Annotated in this window: 13 protein-coding genes; 5 read left to right on the top strand and 8 right to left on the bottom strand. The window is 70.9% G+C overall.

What is annotated here, in order from left to right:
- Positions 1 to 4 precede the first annotated feature (4 nt).
- Genes VMS22_20220 through VMS22_20210 form a run of 3 tightly spaced genes read right to left on the bottom strand, consistent with a single transcriptional unit; the run spans position 5 to position 3,844 of the window.
- A complete protein-coding gene (locus VMS22_20220; GenBank protein ID HXJ36368.1) occupies positions 5 to 1,513 on the bottom strand; it encodes a glycosyltransferase in 1,509 nt (502 codons plus the stop codon).
- Positions 1,507 to 2,406, bottom strand: coding sequence for a decaprenyl-phosphate phosphoribosyltransferase (locus VMS22_20215; GenBank protein HXJ36367.1), 900 nt, complete (start codon positions 2,404 to 2,406; stop codon positions 1,507 to 1,509). Before VMS22_20215 ends, VMS22_20220 begins: the two co-directional genes overlap by 7 nt.
- The gene (locus tag VMS22_20210; protein ID HXJ36366.1) at positions 2,399 to 3,844 is read right to left on the bottom strand and encodes a glycosyltransferase family 39 protein; all 1,446 of its coding nucleotides are present in this window, start codon (positions 3,842 to 3,844) and stop codon (positions 2,399 to 2,401) included. The genes VMS22_20215 and VMS22_20210 overlap by 8 nt, the downstream gene beginning before the upstream one ends.
- Before the next feature lie 268 nt (positions 3,845 to 4,112).
- On the opposite strand from VMS22_20210, the gene VMS22_20205 reads away from it, so the two are divergent.
- Complete coding sequence (locus tag VMS22_20205) at positions 4,113 to 5,258, top strand: CaiB/BaiF CoA-transferase family protein (GenBank protein ID HXJ36365.1); 1,146 nt, start codon at positions 4,113 to 4,115, stop codon at positions 5,256 to 5,258.
- A gap of 4 nt (positions 5,259 to 5,262) precedes the next feature.
- On the opposite strand, the gene VMS22_20200 is transcribed toward VMS22_20205, so the two are convergent.
- Entirely contained in the window at positions 5,263 to 6,675 is a 1,413-nt protein-coding gene (locus VMS22_20200; protein ID HXJ36364.1) for a hypothetical protein, read from the bottom strand.
- An 87-nt stretch (positions 6,676 to 6,762) separates the two neighbouring features.
- On the opposite strand from VMS22_20200, the gene VMS22_20195 reads away from it, so the two are divergent.
- Both VMS22_20195 and VMS22_20190 read left to right on the top strand, forming a co-directional pair.
- Positions 6,763 to 8,172, top strand: a complete 1,410-nt coding sequence (locus VMS22_20195; protein HXJ36363.1) for an OB-fold domain-containing protein — start codon at positions 6,763 to 6,765, stop codon at positions 8,170 to 8,172.
- Positions 8,173 to 8,213: 41 nt separating this feature from the next.
- The gene (locus VMS22_20190; protein ID HXJ36362.1) at positions 8,214 to 9,395 is read left to right on the top strand and encodes an acetyl-CoA acetyltransferase; all 1,182 of its coding nucleotides are present in this window, start codon (positions 8,214 to 8,216) and stop codon (positions 9,393 to 9,395) included.
- A gap of 15 nt (positions 9,396 to 9,410) precedes the next feature.
- Here the strand turns inward: VMS22_20190 and VMS22_20185 are convergent, their stop codons facing one another.
- The 4 genes from VMS22_20185 to VMS22_20170 form a co-directional block, all read right to left on the bottom strand.
- On the bottom strand, positions 9,411 to 10,175 hold the full coding sequence (locus VMS22_20185; protein HXJ36361.1) for a carboxypeptidase regulatory-like domain-containing protein: 765 nt from the start codon (positions 10,173 to 10,175) through the stop codon (positions 9,411 to 9,413).
- 133 nt (positions 10,176 to 10,308) lie between these two features.
- A complete protein-coding gene (locus VMS22_20180; protein HXJ36360.1) occupies positions 10,309 to 11,775 on the bottom strand; it encodes a N,N-dimethylformamidase beta subunit family domain-containing protein in 1,467 nt (488 codons plus the stop codon).
- An 86-nt stretch (positions 11,776 to 11,861) separates the two neighbouring features.
- Positions 11,862 to 13,079: a glycoside hydrolase family 172 protein gene (locus tag VMS22_20175; protein HXJ36359.1), complete on the bottom strand. Its 1,218-nt coding sequence runs from the start codon at positions 13,077 to 13,079 to the stop codon at positions 11,862 to 11,864.
- Positions 13,080 to 13,115: 36 nt separating this feature from the next.
- The gene (locus VMS22_20170; protein HXJ36358.1) at positions 13,116 to 13,724 is read right to left on the bottom strand and encodes an arsinothricin resistance N-acetyltransferase ArsN1 family B; all 609 of its coding nucleotides are present in this window, start codon (positions 13,722 to 13,724) and stop codon (positions 13,116 to 13,118) included.
- 84 nt (positions 13,725 to 13,808) lie between these two features.
- On the opposite strand from VMS22_20170, the gene VMS22_20165 reads away from it, so the two are divergent.
- Together VMS22_20165 and VMS22_20160 are read left to right on the top strand one after the other, a co-directional pair.
- Positions 13,809 to 14,798 (top strand): aldo/keto reductase, encoded by a 990-nt coding sequence (locus tag VMS22_20165; protein HXJ36357.1) that lies wholly within the window; start codon positions 13,809 to 13,811, stop codon positions 14,796 to 14,798.
- A 125-nt stretch (positions 14,799 to 14,923) separates the two neighbouring features.
- Positions 14,924 to 15,775, top strand: coding sequence for a class I SAM-dependent methyltransferase (locus tag VMS22_20160; GenBank protein HXJ36356.1), 852 nt, complete (start codon positions 14,924 to 14,926; stop codon positions 15,773 to 15,775).
- Positions 15,776 to 15,912: the final 137 nt, after the last annotated feature.

Below are 15,912 nucleotides of genomic sequence, written 5' to 3'. Positions count from 1 at the left end.
TCCCTCACGGTCGCAGCGCCACGAACACGACCGGGAGCTGGATCGCCGCCGCCCCGAGCGTGCAGAGCATGACCGGTACGTCCGCGAGCGCGAACCCGGAGACCAGGCGGACGCCGAGGGTGGTGAGCAGCACGGCGGCGAGGAAGACCTGCGGCGCGGCGAGCAGCGGTCGCGGCCGGCCGACCCGTTCCTTCGGCGTCGAGAGATGGGGAATCGGCACGTGGAGCACGGCGCAGGCGAGCCCGAGCGTGTAGACGGGCCACAGCGAGCACGCGACGACGTAGCCCCAGACCTTGATGCCGATCGACCCGGCTTGTGGGTTCCACATGCGGTTCGCGATCTGCCGCACGATCAGGATCGCCAGCCCGAGCGGCAGCGCATGCAGCATGTAGGAGACGAAGTCGGCGGTGAGCGCGGAATCATGCCGCGCAAGCACCCCCGCGGCCGCGACCGCATGGAGCAGGAACACGGGCCCGATCAGGTAGTAGGTGAGGCGCACCAGGTACGCCATCGACTGGCGCACCGCGAGCCGCCGGGCCACGCGCGGGAACACGTCGACCAGGATGCCGAACACGCCGCGCGCCCACTTGAGCTGCTGCTTGGTGAGCGCGCGCAGGTCGCTCGGCACGAGACCGTAGGCGTGCACGGTCGGGACGTACACCGACCGCCAGCCGACGGTGTGGAGGCAGGCCGAGGTGTGCAGGTCCTCGGCGAGGCCGGTCTGATAGCCGCCGATGTCGGCGAGCGCGCGACGGCGGAACGTCGTGTGGCTGCCCCAGACGACGGCGGCGCCGGCGCCATGCATGCCCATCGAGGTGGGACCGTAGATGTCGTAGGCCTGGTCGGCCGTCGCGCGCGCGATGAAGGTCTCGCGCGCGTTGCGGAAGGCGACCCCGGTCTGGACGAAGCCGACCGCCGGATCGGCGAAGTAGCCGAGCGCCGCATCGAGGAAGTCGGGTGTCGGCTCGTGGTCGACGTCGAAGATGGTGACGAACTCGCCCCGCGTGCGCTTGAGGGCGGCGTTCACGTTGCCGGCTTTGGCGTCCGCGTTGCCCGCGCGCGTGAGGTAGTGCGCGCCGACCTCGGCGGCGAGGCCGGCGAAGGCGGCGCTGCGGGAGTCGTCGAGGAGGTAGGTCTCGTGCGGATAGCGCATCGCGACCACCGCGCGCAGCGTGCTTGCGACGAGCTCGTAGGGCTCGTCGTACACCGGCACGAGGACGTCGACCGTGAGCCCCGGCGGGGGCGGGACCGCCGTCGGCTCGTCGACGGACAGGTACAGCACCCACGCACAGATGACCTGGACGAAGACGTAGAAGACGAGAAACGCCCCGATCGGGAGCATCCACCAGCCGTACTTCGCGCTCTCCTGGACCCACCAGCTCGCGTAGATGAGGAGGGACACGAGCCCGAGCCCTACGGCGGCGGCGACCGCCCGCCGTCGCGCCGCGCGCGACCACGGGATCTGGCGAACCGCCAGCGCGCTCACCTTGTCGGCGTCCACGTTGCTCACCATTTGAGGTACACGATCGCCACGCAGGCGGCGATCCAGAGTGCGATCGTCGCCTGCAGGGGGCGGTCGGTGAAGACGATCTCGCCCGGATCCCCACGGCCTTCCCCGTCGTAGGTGAGCCACTGGTAGCGGAAGAGCCCGTAGACCACGAAGGGGATGGTGTAGATGAGGCTCCGAGTACCGTGCACCTCGAGGGTCTCGGGAGCACGCGAGAACATCGCGTAGCAGACGATCGTCACCGCGCTCGCGATGGTCATCGTCTGTTCGAGAAACTCCGTGGTGTACGTCGCCCTCCCGTTGCCACCATTCACCGCGCCGACCGCCGCCATCTCGAGCAGCTCGTGTCGCCGCTTGCCGAGGGCCAGGAAGAGGGCCAGCACGAACGTACAGAGCACGATCCAAACCGACGGATCGATCTCCACCGCCTCGCAGCCCGCCTCGACGCGGATCACGAAGCCCACCGCGATCGCCATCACGTCGAGGAGCAGGAGCTGCTTGAGCACCCCCGAATACAGCACGTTGAGCAACACGTAGCCGATCAGCAGCGGCAGGATCCTCGGCAGGAAGAGCGCCGCGCCCCCCACCCCGACGACCAGGAGCGCCGCCTGCACGACCCGGGCCGTCGCCACCGACACGATCCCGGCTGCGAGCGGTCGCATCCGCTTGCGGGGATGCAGCCGATCGATCTCGAGGTCGCTGACGTCGTTGTGGATGTAGGCGGCGCTCGTGACGGCGCAGAAGAGGACGAACGCCAGCAACGCCGCCTTCGCCTTCTCGGGAACCAGCAGCGCATTGCCGAATACGAGGGCACCGAAGACGAAGACGTTCTTCACCCACTGGCTGCAACGCAGAAGGTCGAACGCGACGCCGAACGCCGAGCGTCGGGGCTCATCCATCGCGTCGCTCCAGGAGCTGCACCTCGACGCCGACCGGATGGCTCGACTGCTCGACGGCGAAGCGCCGCTTCAAGTCGTCGATGCATGGCGCGCTGGCGTCGTCGTAGTCGCGTCCGCGGACGACCCAGAGCGTGCGGGCCGCCCCGAGACCGGCCTTCTCGAGCCGCGCCTCGAACTCGTCGCAGCCGAAGAACGAGACGACGTGCAGATCGGGACCGTAGTACCAGACGGCCGACTCGATCTGGCCGAGCGCCACGACGGGCGCCTCCCGCTGCGGGGTCCGCCGGATGGAGGCGAGGGCGCCCTTCACGTCCTCCTTGGCGAAGCGCGGATCGAAGAAGTAGTTGCCGATCGAGACCGCGAAGCACACGAGCACGGCGGCGAGCGCCACCCCGCCGAGCCACCGCGGCGAGACCGCGGTGATTCCGACGGCGAGGACGACGATGAACGCCGGCAACGCCGCCAGCGTATAGCGGACGTTGTAGGCGACGTTCGTATTGTAGGCGAGGACGAAGATCAGCAACGGTGGCCCGCAGAGCCAGGGCAGCACGACGGCCATCGCCTCCGGCGCGTGCCGCAGGTTGAGGATGCCGAGGATGACGAGCGGGGCGATGACCGCCGCCACCACCAGGACCTCGGGATAGCTCGCCACGACCTCGGAGAGCGCCGGGTAGTGATGCAGGTATTCGAGCGTCGGCCCGAACGAGAACCCCATCGTGTAGGCGAACAGGGTGTACGGCAGGACGGCGAACGGCACCGGTCGCCCACGCGTTCCCGTCATCGCCTGGTGGTGGTTGATCATCAGCCACACGACCGGCGCGGCCAGGACGAGGGCACCGATGCCCACCCACAGCTCGCCCCGCGACACCCCTCGGCGGTCACTTCGCAGACGATTCAGCCACCAGGCGGACACGGCCTGGCTCGCGACCACGGCGACCCCGAGGACGAAGGTGTAGAGCCCGACGATGGCGACGAATCCGTACGCGAGCCATGCGCCGGCGCGTCGGGTGCGGACGGCGTGGATGAGCGCCAGGTACGACAGCGCCGTGATCGGGACCCACGGCGCATACCAGCGCGCCTCCTGGCTGTACCAGACGTGGAGCGGCGCGCAGGCGAGGAGCAACGCCGACAGGATCGGGATCGGCGGCGCGAAGAGCGTCGCGGCGACGAGGTAGAGGATCAGGACGCCCACCGTGCCGAAGAGGACGGAGGGAAACCGGGCGCTCCACTCCGGTCGCTCCGCCGAGAGCGCGAAGTGCGTCAGCAGGAGCGACAGCGGCCCGCCCTCGGCGTGCAGGACGACGCTCTGCATGAGGTTCGAAACCGGCTCCGATGCCGCCTGCACCTGGTACACTTCGTCGATCCAGAACGACTGGTGATCGAGCCGGTAGAGGCGCAATGCAAAAGCGAGCGAGAGCACCACGGCCAGCGCGATCACCGAACGAGTGCGACTCCCGCTCACGGTACCGACCCCTCTCGACCGCACACGACGTTGGGTGTCGGCAGCATGACGGAAACATGAAGGGACCATATGGTCACCCCACCCGCAAGTCTCCACAGGGCCAGCTTTTGCGCTGGCTAGCTCTATGCGCGTCCGCAGTTGAGGTTCTAGCCGGCAATCCGGCGACACCACCACGGGGCCATCTCCTTTGACGGCGTCCGCCGAACCTGGCGAGCCGCGGCCGGCTCTGCTACGCAGCCCGGCCATGGGACCTCTCACCGGACGGAAGATCGTCGAGCTCGCGGGCATCGGCCCGGGGCCGTTCTGCGCCATGCTGCTCGCCGACATGGGGGCCGACGTGGTCCGGGTGGACCGGACCGCCGACGGCAACCTCGGCCTCCCGAAGACCATGAAGTTCGACCTCATGAACCGCAGTCGCCGGTCGATCGCCGTCGACCTGAAGAAGCGCGAGGGGGTCGAGACGGTGCTGCGGTTGATCGACAAGGCCGACGCCCTGATCGAAGGCTTCCGCCCCGGCGTGACCGAGCGCCTGGGCGTCGGTCCGGACGTCTGCCTCGAGCGGAACCCGCGCCTCGTCTACGGCCGCATGACCGGCTGGGGACAGGAGGGCCCCGTCGCCCACGCGGCGGGACACGACTGGAACTACATCGCGATCACGGGCGCGCTGCACCCGATCGGGCGCCACAAGCACGAGCCGCCCGTGCCACCCCTGAACCTCGTCGGCGACTTCGGGGGCGGTGCCCTCTACCTCGCGCTCGGGATCGTGGCGGGCATGCTCGAGGCCGAGAAGTCGGGCAAGGGTCAGGTGGTGGACGCCGCCATCGTCGACGGCGCGGCCTCCTTGATGACGCTCTTCTACGGCATGCACGCGTCGGGCATGTGGATCGACGAGCGGGTCGAGAACATCCTCGACACCGCCGCGCCCTTCGGCGAGATCTACGAGACCAAGGACGGGAAGTACGTCTCGGTGCTCGCCATCGAGCCCAAGTTCTACGCCGAGCTGATCGAGCGCATGGGCATCGCGGGCGAGGGCCTTCCCCACCAGTACGACCGGGGCCAGTGGCCGGCCATGAAGAAGCGCTTCGCCGAGGTGTTCAAGACGAAGACGCGCGACGAGTGGTGCAAGATCCTCGAGGGCACGGATGCCTGCTTCGGGCCGGTCATGTCGATCACCGAGGCGCCGAAGCATCGCCACAACGTCGCGCGCGGCACGTTCGTCGAGGTGGACGGCGTCGTGCAGCCCGCGCCCGCTCCCCGTTTCTCCCGCACGCCCGGCGCGATCCAGCGTCCACCGGCGGCGCCCGGCGAGAACACCGACGAGGTGCTGCGCGACTGGGGCTTCAGCGCCGGCGACATCGCGGCGCTGCGGCAGGCGGGGGCGGTGGCGTGACCCCTCAGGGGTTCCGCACGCAGTCATAGGTCAGCGGGATCGTGGGGCCGAGCTCCACGACCTGCATGTCGCTCACCGCGATCGCGTACAGCGAGTGCGAGTCGATGCCGACCTCGTCCCACGCGTGGGTCGTATCCGCATCGCTCGCCGCGGTGAGCGCGATGTTGCCGCCGTCGGAGAGGAACATCCCGTACTTCTGGAGCGCGCGGGCGACGACGCGCGCGCCGTCGCTCGGCAGGGTGTCGAGGGGGAAATCGGGGCGCAGGCGGAAGCGCACGCCGTACGGCGGCAGATCCCCGCCGCCGCTCGGGCCGCCAGCGTGGCTCGCGGGATGCACGTAGACGCCGCCGCGCATGCGCTCGTTCGGCAGAATGAAGCGGATCGCGTGGGGGATCTCTCCGGCCGCGACCTCGTCGGCGGTGAACAGCATGGCCGCCATCGGGAAACCCGCCGCATCGGCGGACGTGCACTGCTCGCCGCGCAGGCTCGGCGGGTACGAGCGCGTGAGGTCCCACACGACGGCGCACCGGGTGCGCGGCACGCCGCCCACGACCGTCGCCTTGTAGGCCTCGTAGAGGCGCTTGGTCGCGGGATCGACCACCAGCAGATGGCAGTCCTCGCCCGCCGTGTTGCAGGTGTAGCCGCCCTGCCCCTCGATCGCGCCCCCGCCCGGGAGCGGGAACGGGAACGCCGGGTCGCAGTCGGGCGAGTAGTAGCCCGAGCTCTCAACGAAGGTGACGAACGGCGTCGCTGTATCGACGCGCAGGACGTGAAGCCCGAAGTCGATCTGCAGCACGTCGCCGTTGCCCCAGCCGCCGGCGTTCTCGAGCGCGGAGATGATCGCCGCCGACTCGGGGCTCGGGTCGAGACCCGACACGTCCTCGTTCCAGGGATTCGGCGCCTCGAACAGCCCAGGCAGGGTCGTCGACGTGGTGGCGCTGCACGCACACGAGACGCAGTAGAGGCCGCCCGCACACGGGACGCCGGTCTCGCAGGCCTCGCCGCTCGCGGCATCGAGCCGCCCGTCACCACAGCGGCTCGGGCTCGCGGCGACGACCATCCTCTTGCGGCCGCGCGCGCGCAGCGTCCCCTGCGCCGACGTGCACGCGGGGGGATCCAGACGCGCGCGCAGCCGAACCCTGCTCGCGCCGCCGCCGCACGCGTCCCACCGCGCACGGACGAGCGTCCCCTTGCGCGTCTGGGACAGGCGAGCCGCGACGGGATCGCACCAGCCGTCGATGCGGACGCTGCCGTCGGCGCCGACGACGATCACGTCGAACGCCCGCCCGTCGGCTGCAAGCGAGCGGTCCGAGACGAAGCGAACGTCCGGACACGGCACGGGCGGCGGGGTCCGGGCGACGGCGGCGCAAGGCGCCAGCCAGACGAGGACCATCGCCACGAGCCGCATTCCCGCCATCTCCCCGATCCAGGGTGTCAGGGGTCGTCCCGACCTTCAAACCGAACCGTTGCATGACGGGGCGCAGGCTCGTAGGAGATTGCGCTCATGGTCGGCATCGTCTCCTACGGCTCCTACGTCCCGTACCGGCGCCTCAAGCGCTCGGCCATCGCACAGGTCCTCGGTGTCCCATCCGAGAAGGGCGAGCGAGCCGTCGCCAGCTTCGACGAGGACAGCGTCTCCATGGCCGTCGAGGCGGCCCGCGACGCGCTTCGCGCGGCGCCGGCGAAGTCGGTCGAGGCGCTCTTCTTCGCGACCACGACCCCGCCCTATGCCGACAAGCTGAACGCCGCGCTGGTCGGCGCCGCCGCGCTGCTGCCGCCCGAGCTGCGTGCCGCCGACTGCACGGGATCGGTCCGTGCCGGGGTCTCGGCGTTCCTGCAGGCTGCCGACGCGGTGCGCGGTGGTGGCAAGCAGGCGCTGGTCGCGATCGGCGACGCGCGCCTCGCCGCCCCCGAAGCCAAGGCGGAGCGGACCAACGGCGACGGCGCGGCCGCCTTCGTGCTCGGCTCCGAGGGCGTCATCGCCGAGGTCGTCGCGTCGGCGTCGCTGACGCGCGAGTTCCTGGACACCTGGCGCCAGCCCGACGAGACGTTCCCGCACTCCTGGGAGGAGCGCTTCGCGCTCACGCAGGCGTACTCCCCGCTGCTCGGAAAGGCCGTGCAGGCGGTCCTGCAGAAGGCCGGTGTGCAGCCCGGCGATCTGGCCGCGGTCGTTCTCGACTGTCCGAACCCGCGGGCGACGGCCGACGTCGCGAAGCGTTTGAAGCTCGAGCCGACCCGCTTCGCCGACCCGCTGGCGTTGACCGTGGGCCAGACGGGCGCGGCGCACGCCGGCCTCATGCTGGCGAACGTGCTCGCGGCCGCAAAGCCGGGTGATCGCGTCCTGGTGGCGCTCGCCGCCGACGGCGCGGACGCAGTGCTCCTGCGCGTCACCGACGCCATCGGCGCGTACAAGCAGCCGCGCTCCGTCGGGCGCCTCATCGAGTCGAAGGGCGAGGTCGGCTACGGCACCTATCTCAAGTGGCGCGAGATCCTGCCGACGGAGCCGCCGCGCCGGCCGGACCCGGTGCGGCCCGGTGCGCCGCCGATGCTGCGCTCGACGCTGTGGAAGCACGGCTTCGTCGGAACCAAATGCACCGCCTGCGGCACGCCGCAGCTCCCGCCGCAACGCATCTGCGTGCGCTGCGCCGCCAAGGACGAGATGGAGCCCTACCCGTTCGCCGACCGGACGGCCCGGATCGCGACCCTGACGCTCGACCACCTGGCGTTCTCGCTGAACCCGCCGACGGTCAGCGTCGTGCTCGATTTCGACGGTGGCGGCCGCTTCCTGTGCGAGATGACCGACTGCGACCCCGCGGCGGTGGCGATTGGCGACGAGGTCGAGATGACCTTCCGCCGCATGTTCACCGCCGAGGGCGTGCACAACTACTTCTGGAAGGCGCGCCCCCGCCGCTAGGCCGCCGCAAGGCCGCCGCAAGGCGTTCAAAGGAGATCACCATGGGCAGCAACGGCATCAAGGATCGCGTCGCGATCATCGGCATGGGCTGCACGAAGTTCGGCGAGCATTGGGACAAGAGCGCGGACGACCTCCTGGTCGACGCCGCCTACGATGCCCTGGGCTCCGCGGGCATCGAGCCGAACGACGTCGACGCCTACTGGCTCGGTACGCTGGGACAGCTCTCGGGGCTGACGCTCTCGGTGCCCCTCAAGATCCCGTACAAGCCGGTGACGCACGTCGAGAATTACTGCGCGACCGGCTCCGAATCGCTGCGGCAGGCCTGCTACGCAGTCGCGAGCGGCGCCTACGACGTGGCGATGGCGATCGGGGTCGAGAAGCTGAAGGACTCGGGATACTCGGGCCTGGTCGGCGCCGAGCCGCCGAACGACGGCACCAACTCCAGCATGACCGCCCCGGCGTCGTTCTCGCTCCTCGCCCCCGCCTACTTCAAGAAGTACGGCCTCGATCCGAAGAAGGGGAAGGAGGTCCTCGCGCGCATCGCGTGGAAGAACCACAAGAACGGCGCGCGCAACCCGAAGGCGCAGTTCCAGGCCGAGGTGCCGATGGAGGCGATCCTCGCCTCCCCGAAGGTGGCCGAGCCGCTCGGCATCATGGACTGCTCGGGGGTGTCGGACGGCTCCGCGGCCGCCATCGTCGTGCGGGCCGAGGACGCGAAGAAGTACTGCAAGGACCCGATCTACATCAAAGCGCTCTCGTTCGTCGCCGGACCCGGCGCCGGCCACATGGACACCGACTACGACTTCACGACCTTCCGCGAGGTCGTGGCGTCGGCGGCCGACGCGTATCGCCAGGCGGGCATCACCGATGCGCGCAAGCAGCTCTCGCTCGCCGAGGTCCACGACTGCTTCACGCCGACCGAGCTCGTCCTCTACGAGGACCTCGGCTTCAGCGCGCGCGGCACCGCCTGGAAGGACGTCCTCGACGGCTTCTTCGATCTCGAGGGCGGCCTGCCCGTGAATCCCGACGGCGGCCTCAAGTCGTTCGGCCATCCGATCGGGGCGTCGGGCCTGCGCATGATGTACGAGTGCTGGCTCCAGCTCCGTGGCGAAGCCGGGCCGCGCCAGATCAAGAATCCGAGGCTCGGCCTCACGCACAACCTCGGCGGCTTTCCCGGCAAGTGCGTGAGCTTCGTGTCGGTGGTCGGGCGCGAGGGCGCGTAGCGACGCGGGCTGCGTCTAGTCCTCGCGCGGCGGACCAGGCTCCATCGGCGCGACCGCGTCGAGGGCGAAGTCGACCGTGACCGCCTGTCCGGGCGCGACCGTCACCTCGCGCTCCTGGCTCCCCAGGAGCTCGTGCCAGACCGCGATCTTGTAGGTGCCCGGCGGCACGTCGCCCAGCGTGAAGCCCCCGGACGCATCCGTCACCGCGACGTAGGGATTCTCGGCGACGAATAGATACGCGTGCATCCACGTGTGACGCACGTTGCAGTTCACGTGGACGATGCCGGGATCGGCCAGCACGCTGTGGACCGTACGACCCTTGGGAACGGCCAGGTTGAAGAGCGTGCGCGTTCCGAGCCAGGCGTGCGCATCGTGCAGGAACGGATCGTCGTTGCGGATGTCGAGCGTCTGGCCGACGGCCGCGGCGACCACGTGCGGCACGAAGGTGCACTTGCGGTTGTCGAGGCGGACCGGCTCCGAGCGCGCGATGGGCTTGCCGGCCCCGACGTCGACCAAGCGCACCACGGCGTTCGCCAGACGATGTTCGGAGTCGATGACCAACCGTTCGTCCGGGACGCTCTCGCCGCACTCGTCGTGCTCCTTGAAGACGGGCTGCGGCGGCAGGGGCGTGACTTCGCCGGTCACCCGAACCTGGCCGGCGATCTTCGCACCGCCGGTGACCTCGATTTCGCGGTACGCCCCCTCCACCGCCGCTGCGCCAAGCCCGAGCAGCGCCGCGGCGAGCCCCAGGGCGATTCGCCCGCCAGTCCAGTTCGCCATGGTGGCAACCCTCCGCCCCGAGGCGGAGCAGGAACCGTACCACGAGCCGGAGCCGGCCACCCCACGCCGGATGGAGCGGGCCTCTCATCCGTGGGAATGCGCCGCGCTCGCACTGGCCGCCGTCGCGAGACGCCTACGCGCGGCGTCCCAGGCGATCGAGCACGTTGCAGGTGACCCGGTCGATCGAGGGATCACCGAGGCCGTGGACCCAGTCGGTGCAGCCGGTCGTGAGCACGATGCCCCCGCGCGTGTAGCAGCCGAGGACGGCGTGGCCGTAGCGCAGGCGGTCGCAGCTCGCGACCGAGTCGTCGCCCAGCAGGCGCTGCGCGTGGAACTCGAGCTCGTACTCGCCACCGGGCGGCAGCTCGAGGGGCGTCGTGTGACGATCGAACGGCATGGCCGGCGCGGTCGCGAGCACCTCGAACCCGGGCGGGCAAGCGTCGCGTCCCGTTGCCACGGGTCGCCCGTCGACCATCGCGAGCTCGCAGCCGTCGCACTCGTAGCCGACCACGACGTCGCGCGCCCCGAGCAGGTCGCCGAAGCGCAGGCGGGTGCCTTCGAACGCCCAGTGCTCGGGGCGATGCACGACGTAGCCGCCGCTCGCGTGCGGCACGCTGCCGGCGATCCGCGAGTAGCCGCCGCGCGTGAACGACACGCCGGTCATCTGGGTCTCGGGCCGGCCGAGGATTGGATCGGCCCAGATCGTCGTCGTGAGACGCTGGCGGTCGGTGCCGAAGAGCGGGTCCTCGCGGAAGCGGTGCTTGAAGCAGGTCTGCACGTCGCCCGCCAGCCGCACCTGCCAGTAGCAGACGTTGCCGGAGAGGAACGCCGCGTTGCCGCCGGCGCCGACGAACGACTCGACGGCGTCCCGCATGCCCCACGACCAGTACTCGTCGTGTCCGACGCTGAGGTAGAGCCGCCGGCCCTCGAGCAGGCCCGGCACGCGCTCGAGATCGGCGTTGATTGCGTAGTCGAGCGCGTACCCGGCGCCCTCCGCCCAGACGGCGAAGCGCCGCTCCCACGTCGCCCAGCCAGCCATCCCGTGCCACATCGAGAGGCCGTGCTCGCTGACGCCGCCGACGTACGCGTCGACGAACGTGCCCGGCACGACCGAGGCCAGGCGCGCGCCGCGCTCGTCGGGCTTGGCGAGCATGCCGCGCCCGAGCGGCCGCGCGAACGACGCCTCGACCGACCCCGTATAGTAGTTGCGCCCGCCGACGTCGTTGTAGGCGTTCCAGGTGTTGGTCGCGAGCACGAGCAGCATCCGGTCGGCCGAGGGGCGGCGGGCGCGCACGACGAAGAATGCCGTCGGGAGCGCGGGCCCGGCGGCGCCCGCCAGCGTCACGCGGACGAGGTAGCAGCCGCTCCGCCAATCTTCCCCCACCCGAAACGCCAGCGTCGCTGGCCAGCGACAGCCGGCTTCCGGCGCGTCGTCGGGGATCGCGTGCTCGGCGACGCGCACGTCCTGCCGAAGCACGCACCCCGGTGCGACACCGTCACGCACGACCTCGATCGTCGCCGTCGGTCCCGGCGCGGAGACGTGGACCATCACCTCGTCGCCGGGTAGCACGCTCTGGGGTTGGCAGTAGGCGAGCGTCATGACGCTGGTCGGGTCACCGCAGTGGCTGGGCTCGTGACATGCAGACCCTCCCGATTGGGGGACTCCTCCAGCACGGCGTGCCGAGTCTACGCTGGGCCACGGCGCAAGCGCTCCAGCGTCTCCTCGAATCGCCCGGCGTAGAACGGCTCGCCGATGGCGACGACGCGCAGGACCTCGGCGTCCGATCGCGACGTCATCGCCGCCGACGCGGCGGCGAAGAGCGCCGCGCGTGCCTCCTCGTAGACGGGCGGCAGCGGCGGTCGCAGCGCGGCGCGATCGGGCAGCGCCGGGAACGGCGCGTGGGGCTCGGTCTGGTACCAGTAGGCGAGCGAGGCGTACTCGTTCGCGAAGTTGTTCGCGTGTCCGTGCTCCACGGTCCACCGCAGCGAGCGGGTGAAGCGGATGGGATCGTGCACGAACCAGCGGTAGGCGCCGACCAGGCCCGACCAGTCCGGCGACTCGAGCAGGTGAAAGCCGTGATACGGCGCGGCGAATTCCGTCGTCGGACAGGCGCCGCTGCCGAAGATCTCCTCGGTGCCGGTGCCGTGGATCGCCGGCGGCCACGTCTCGCCGTCGACGAACACCATGTCGTCCCCCTCGCCGTACCAGCCGCCCGCGACGTTGTTGATCTCGAGGAGCAGGCCGACCATCTGCCCTGCGCCCGTCGCGTCGAGGGCCACGTAGTTCTCGGCGCCGTCGAGGTTGATGCCGCCGTGGAGCTGGCGGTTCGGGCGCGGGCCGACCGGCACCGTCGGCTTCTCCTGGCGCCACTGGGCATGGAAGCGCAGCACGTCCTGCGGCGGCGGCCGATCGTAGGTCTCGTAGTCGATGTGGTACCAGAACGCCGGCAGCCCGCCGCCGAGCGGCCGCTCGCCGCGGTGCTCGATGGTCACGCGGGCACTGGTCGCGAACGGCATCGGGAAGTAGGCGTTGAGCGCGTGCGACGCCGCGAAGCCCGCGTTCACCGACGTGAGCGCGGTACGGATCGGCCGCACGCGCGCGTGGGCGATCGTGAAGAAGTCGCCCAGCGGGACCTCGACCGACGGCGTCGCCTCGCCGTCCCACCAGCAGCGCACGATCGCGTCACGGTAGTCGACCGGATCGGGCAACACGAGCGCGCAGTACACGTGGGTGATGCAGCCGGGCCCCTCGTGCTCCATCAGCACGGCCGTCTCGCCGGGGCCGACGAACAGGAAGTCCCTGTTGCCACCGCTGCGATCCCACGACGACGCGCGTCGGCTCCGCGCCCCGGTCGACGTGAAGAGCGAGGCGAGCGGGTGGCGATCCAACGGGTGACGATCCATCGCGAGCGCCCCGATAGACCGCCGCGCTCGTCGGGGTCAATCGTGCGCAGGCGAGGTGCGGCCGAGTCCGCTCGCCATCGCCTGTTCCCACGCCGTCGTCCCGACGAGCGAGCTCGGCGGCACCGGCGGCGCCGGCGCGGCGTCGGCGCGGGGCGCCAGCTCGAGCTCCCAGAAGCCGACGTCGTGCCATCGGCCCTGCTTGTGGCCGCACGCCCGGTGCACGCCGACCAGGCGGAAGCCACATGCCTCGTGCAGTCCGACGCTGGCGGGGTTCGGCAGCGTGATCCCGCCGATCGCGAGGCGGTGGCCCTGCAGGCGCAGGCAGGCGATGAGCGATCGATAGAGCCCTCGCCCGACGCCCTGGCGGTGCACGTCGTCGCGGACGTACACGGTCGTCTCGACCGACCACTCGTAGGCGGCGCGCGCACGCCACGTGGTCGCGTAGGCGTAGCCCAGCACCTCGCCGTCGCGCGCGTACACGAGCCACGGGAACTTCGCCCCGACGGTCGCCACGCGCTCGCCGAATTCCGCCTCCGACGGCGGGTCGTACTCGAACGTGATCGCCGACGTGCGAACGACCTCGGCGTAGATGGCGAGCATTGCGGCCACGTCGCCCGGGAGCGCGAGGCGGATCGTCGGCGCCATGCGTGCGACCGTAGCGCGACGGACCCGGGCGCCGCCAGCCTCGCCTGCGTTTCGTCGCCCACGACGATGGGCTAGAGACGATCCATGGAGCAGCGACGTCTCGGCAAAGGCGGTCCGATGGTCTCGGCGCTCGGGCTCGGTTGCATGGGCATGTCCGAGTTCTACGGCGCCTGCGACGACGCCGAGTCGATCGCGACCATCCATGCGGCCCTCGACGCGGGTCTCGACTTCCTCGACACGGCCGACATGTACGGCCCGTACACGAACGAGGAGCTGGTCGGCCGGGCGGTGAAGGGGCGTCGCGATCGGGTCGTGCTCGCCACCAAGTTCGGGATCGTGCGCGACGAAGCGGCGCGGACGGTTCGCGGCATCAACGGGAAGCCCGAGTACGTCCGGGCGGCGTGCGACGGGAGCCTGCGGCGTCTCGGCGTCGACACGATCGACCTCTACTATCAGCACCGCGTCGACCCGAACGTTCCGATCGAGGACACGGTCGGAGCGATGGCCGAGCTCGTCCGCGCCGGCAAGGTGCGTCACCTGGGGCTCTCCGAAGCGGGCGCCACGACCCTGCGCCGCGCGCATGCCGTCCATCCGATCGCGGCGCTGCAGTCCGAGTACTCGCTGTGGACGCGCGATCCCGAGGACGGGATCCTCGCCGCCTGCCGCGAGCTCGGCATCGCGTTCGTCGCCTACAGTCCGCTCGGGCGCGGCTTCCTCACGGGGCAGATCCGCCGCTTCGAGGACTTCGCCGCCGACGACTACCGGCGCCTCTCGCCGCGCTTCCAGGGCGAGAACTTCCAGCGGAACCTCGATTTGGTCGCGCAGGTCGAGACGCTCGCGCGCGAGAAGGCCTGCACGTCCGCGCAGCTCGCCCTCGCCTGGGTGCTCGCGCAGGGCGACGACGTCATCCCCATTCCGGGCACGAAGCGCCGGAAGTACCTGGCCGAGAACCTGGGAGCGCTCGACGTCCGCCTCGGCCGCGCCGACCTCGATCGGATCGCGGCCGCGTTCCCCACCGGCGTCGCCTCGGGCGAGCGCTACCCGGCCTTCATGATGGCGGCGGTGAACCGCTGACGGCGTCGGCGGCGCGGGCGACGGCCGACTGGATCGAGAGTCGCTGCGCGCTCTGCGGCGGCGAGGGCGGCGAGCGCCTGTTCGCGATCGAGCATCCGGACGCGCCCGAGGGGCGCACCTTCCACGTGCGCTGCCGCTGCGGCCTCCGCCGTCTCGATCCCCGCCCGAGCCAGGAGACGGTCGCGCGCTACTACGCGGCCGAGCCCGACTTCAACGCGTACGGGGGGCGGCGGCGCGGCCCCCTGAAGCAGCGGCTGTGGGACGCGCTGCGCGACGGCGCCGCCGCACCGGCGGGTCAGTCGGTCGTCGGCCGCGCGCTCCGTCCCCTCACCCGCCCGATTGCGCGCTGGCTCTTCGACGTGAACGTGCCGCTCGACGGCCGCCGTGGCCTCCGCGTGCTCGAGGTCGGCTCGGGTTTCGGTGACCTGCTCGTCTACTTGAAGGCGCGCGGCTGCGACGTGCTCGGGACCGACCTCAGCCCGGCCGCCGTCGCGCGAGCGGGCGAGTACGGCATCGAGGTGCGGCTCGGGGCGCTGCGCGACCTCGCGCTTCCGGCAGGCGCCTTCGACGCCGTCGTCATGAGCCACAGCCTCGAGCACGTGCCGGACCCGAACGACGAGCTGGCCGAGGTCGCGCGCCTGCTCACGCCCGGCGGCCGACTGCACCTCGCGGTCCCGAACGGCGACGCCGTCCGCCTGCGGCTCGACGAGGCCGGCTGGGTGCACCTGTCGGCGCCGCTCCACTACTGGTTCTTCGACGCCCGGTCGGTGACCCGACTGCTCGAGCGGCACGGCTATCGCCTCGTCGGGGCGCCGGCCACCACGACGCGCCATCACGCCCTGCTCTCCTGGCGAACCACGCGCCGGTACGCCGGCGTGGCGACCGCCACGCGACAGCTCGCGCGCTTTCTCCGCGAGTCGATGCGGGCGCACGACGGCGGCGACGTGCTGCGGATCGTCGCCGTGCGCGGCGCCTGAGCAACCGTCTCGATTACGAGACCCGGATGGGAGTGGGTGTCGGGCCGAACCGATGCTGACGCATGAGGCTGTTGAGGTGGATCAGCAGTGTCCGCATGCACGCCACGAGCGCGACTTTGGGCTTCTTCCCAGTGGCC

The sequence above is a fragment of the Candidatus Eisenbacteria bacterium genome, assembly GCA_035577985.1.
GTDB lineage: Bacteria > Desulfobacterota > Binatia > DP-6 > DP-6 > DATJZY01.
The sequence above is the reverse complement of the archived record's forward strand: the minus strand, read 5'-3'. Positions and strand labels throughout refer to the sequence as shown.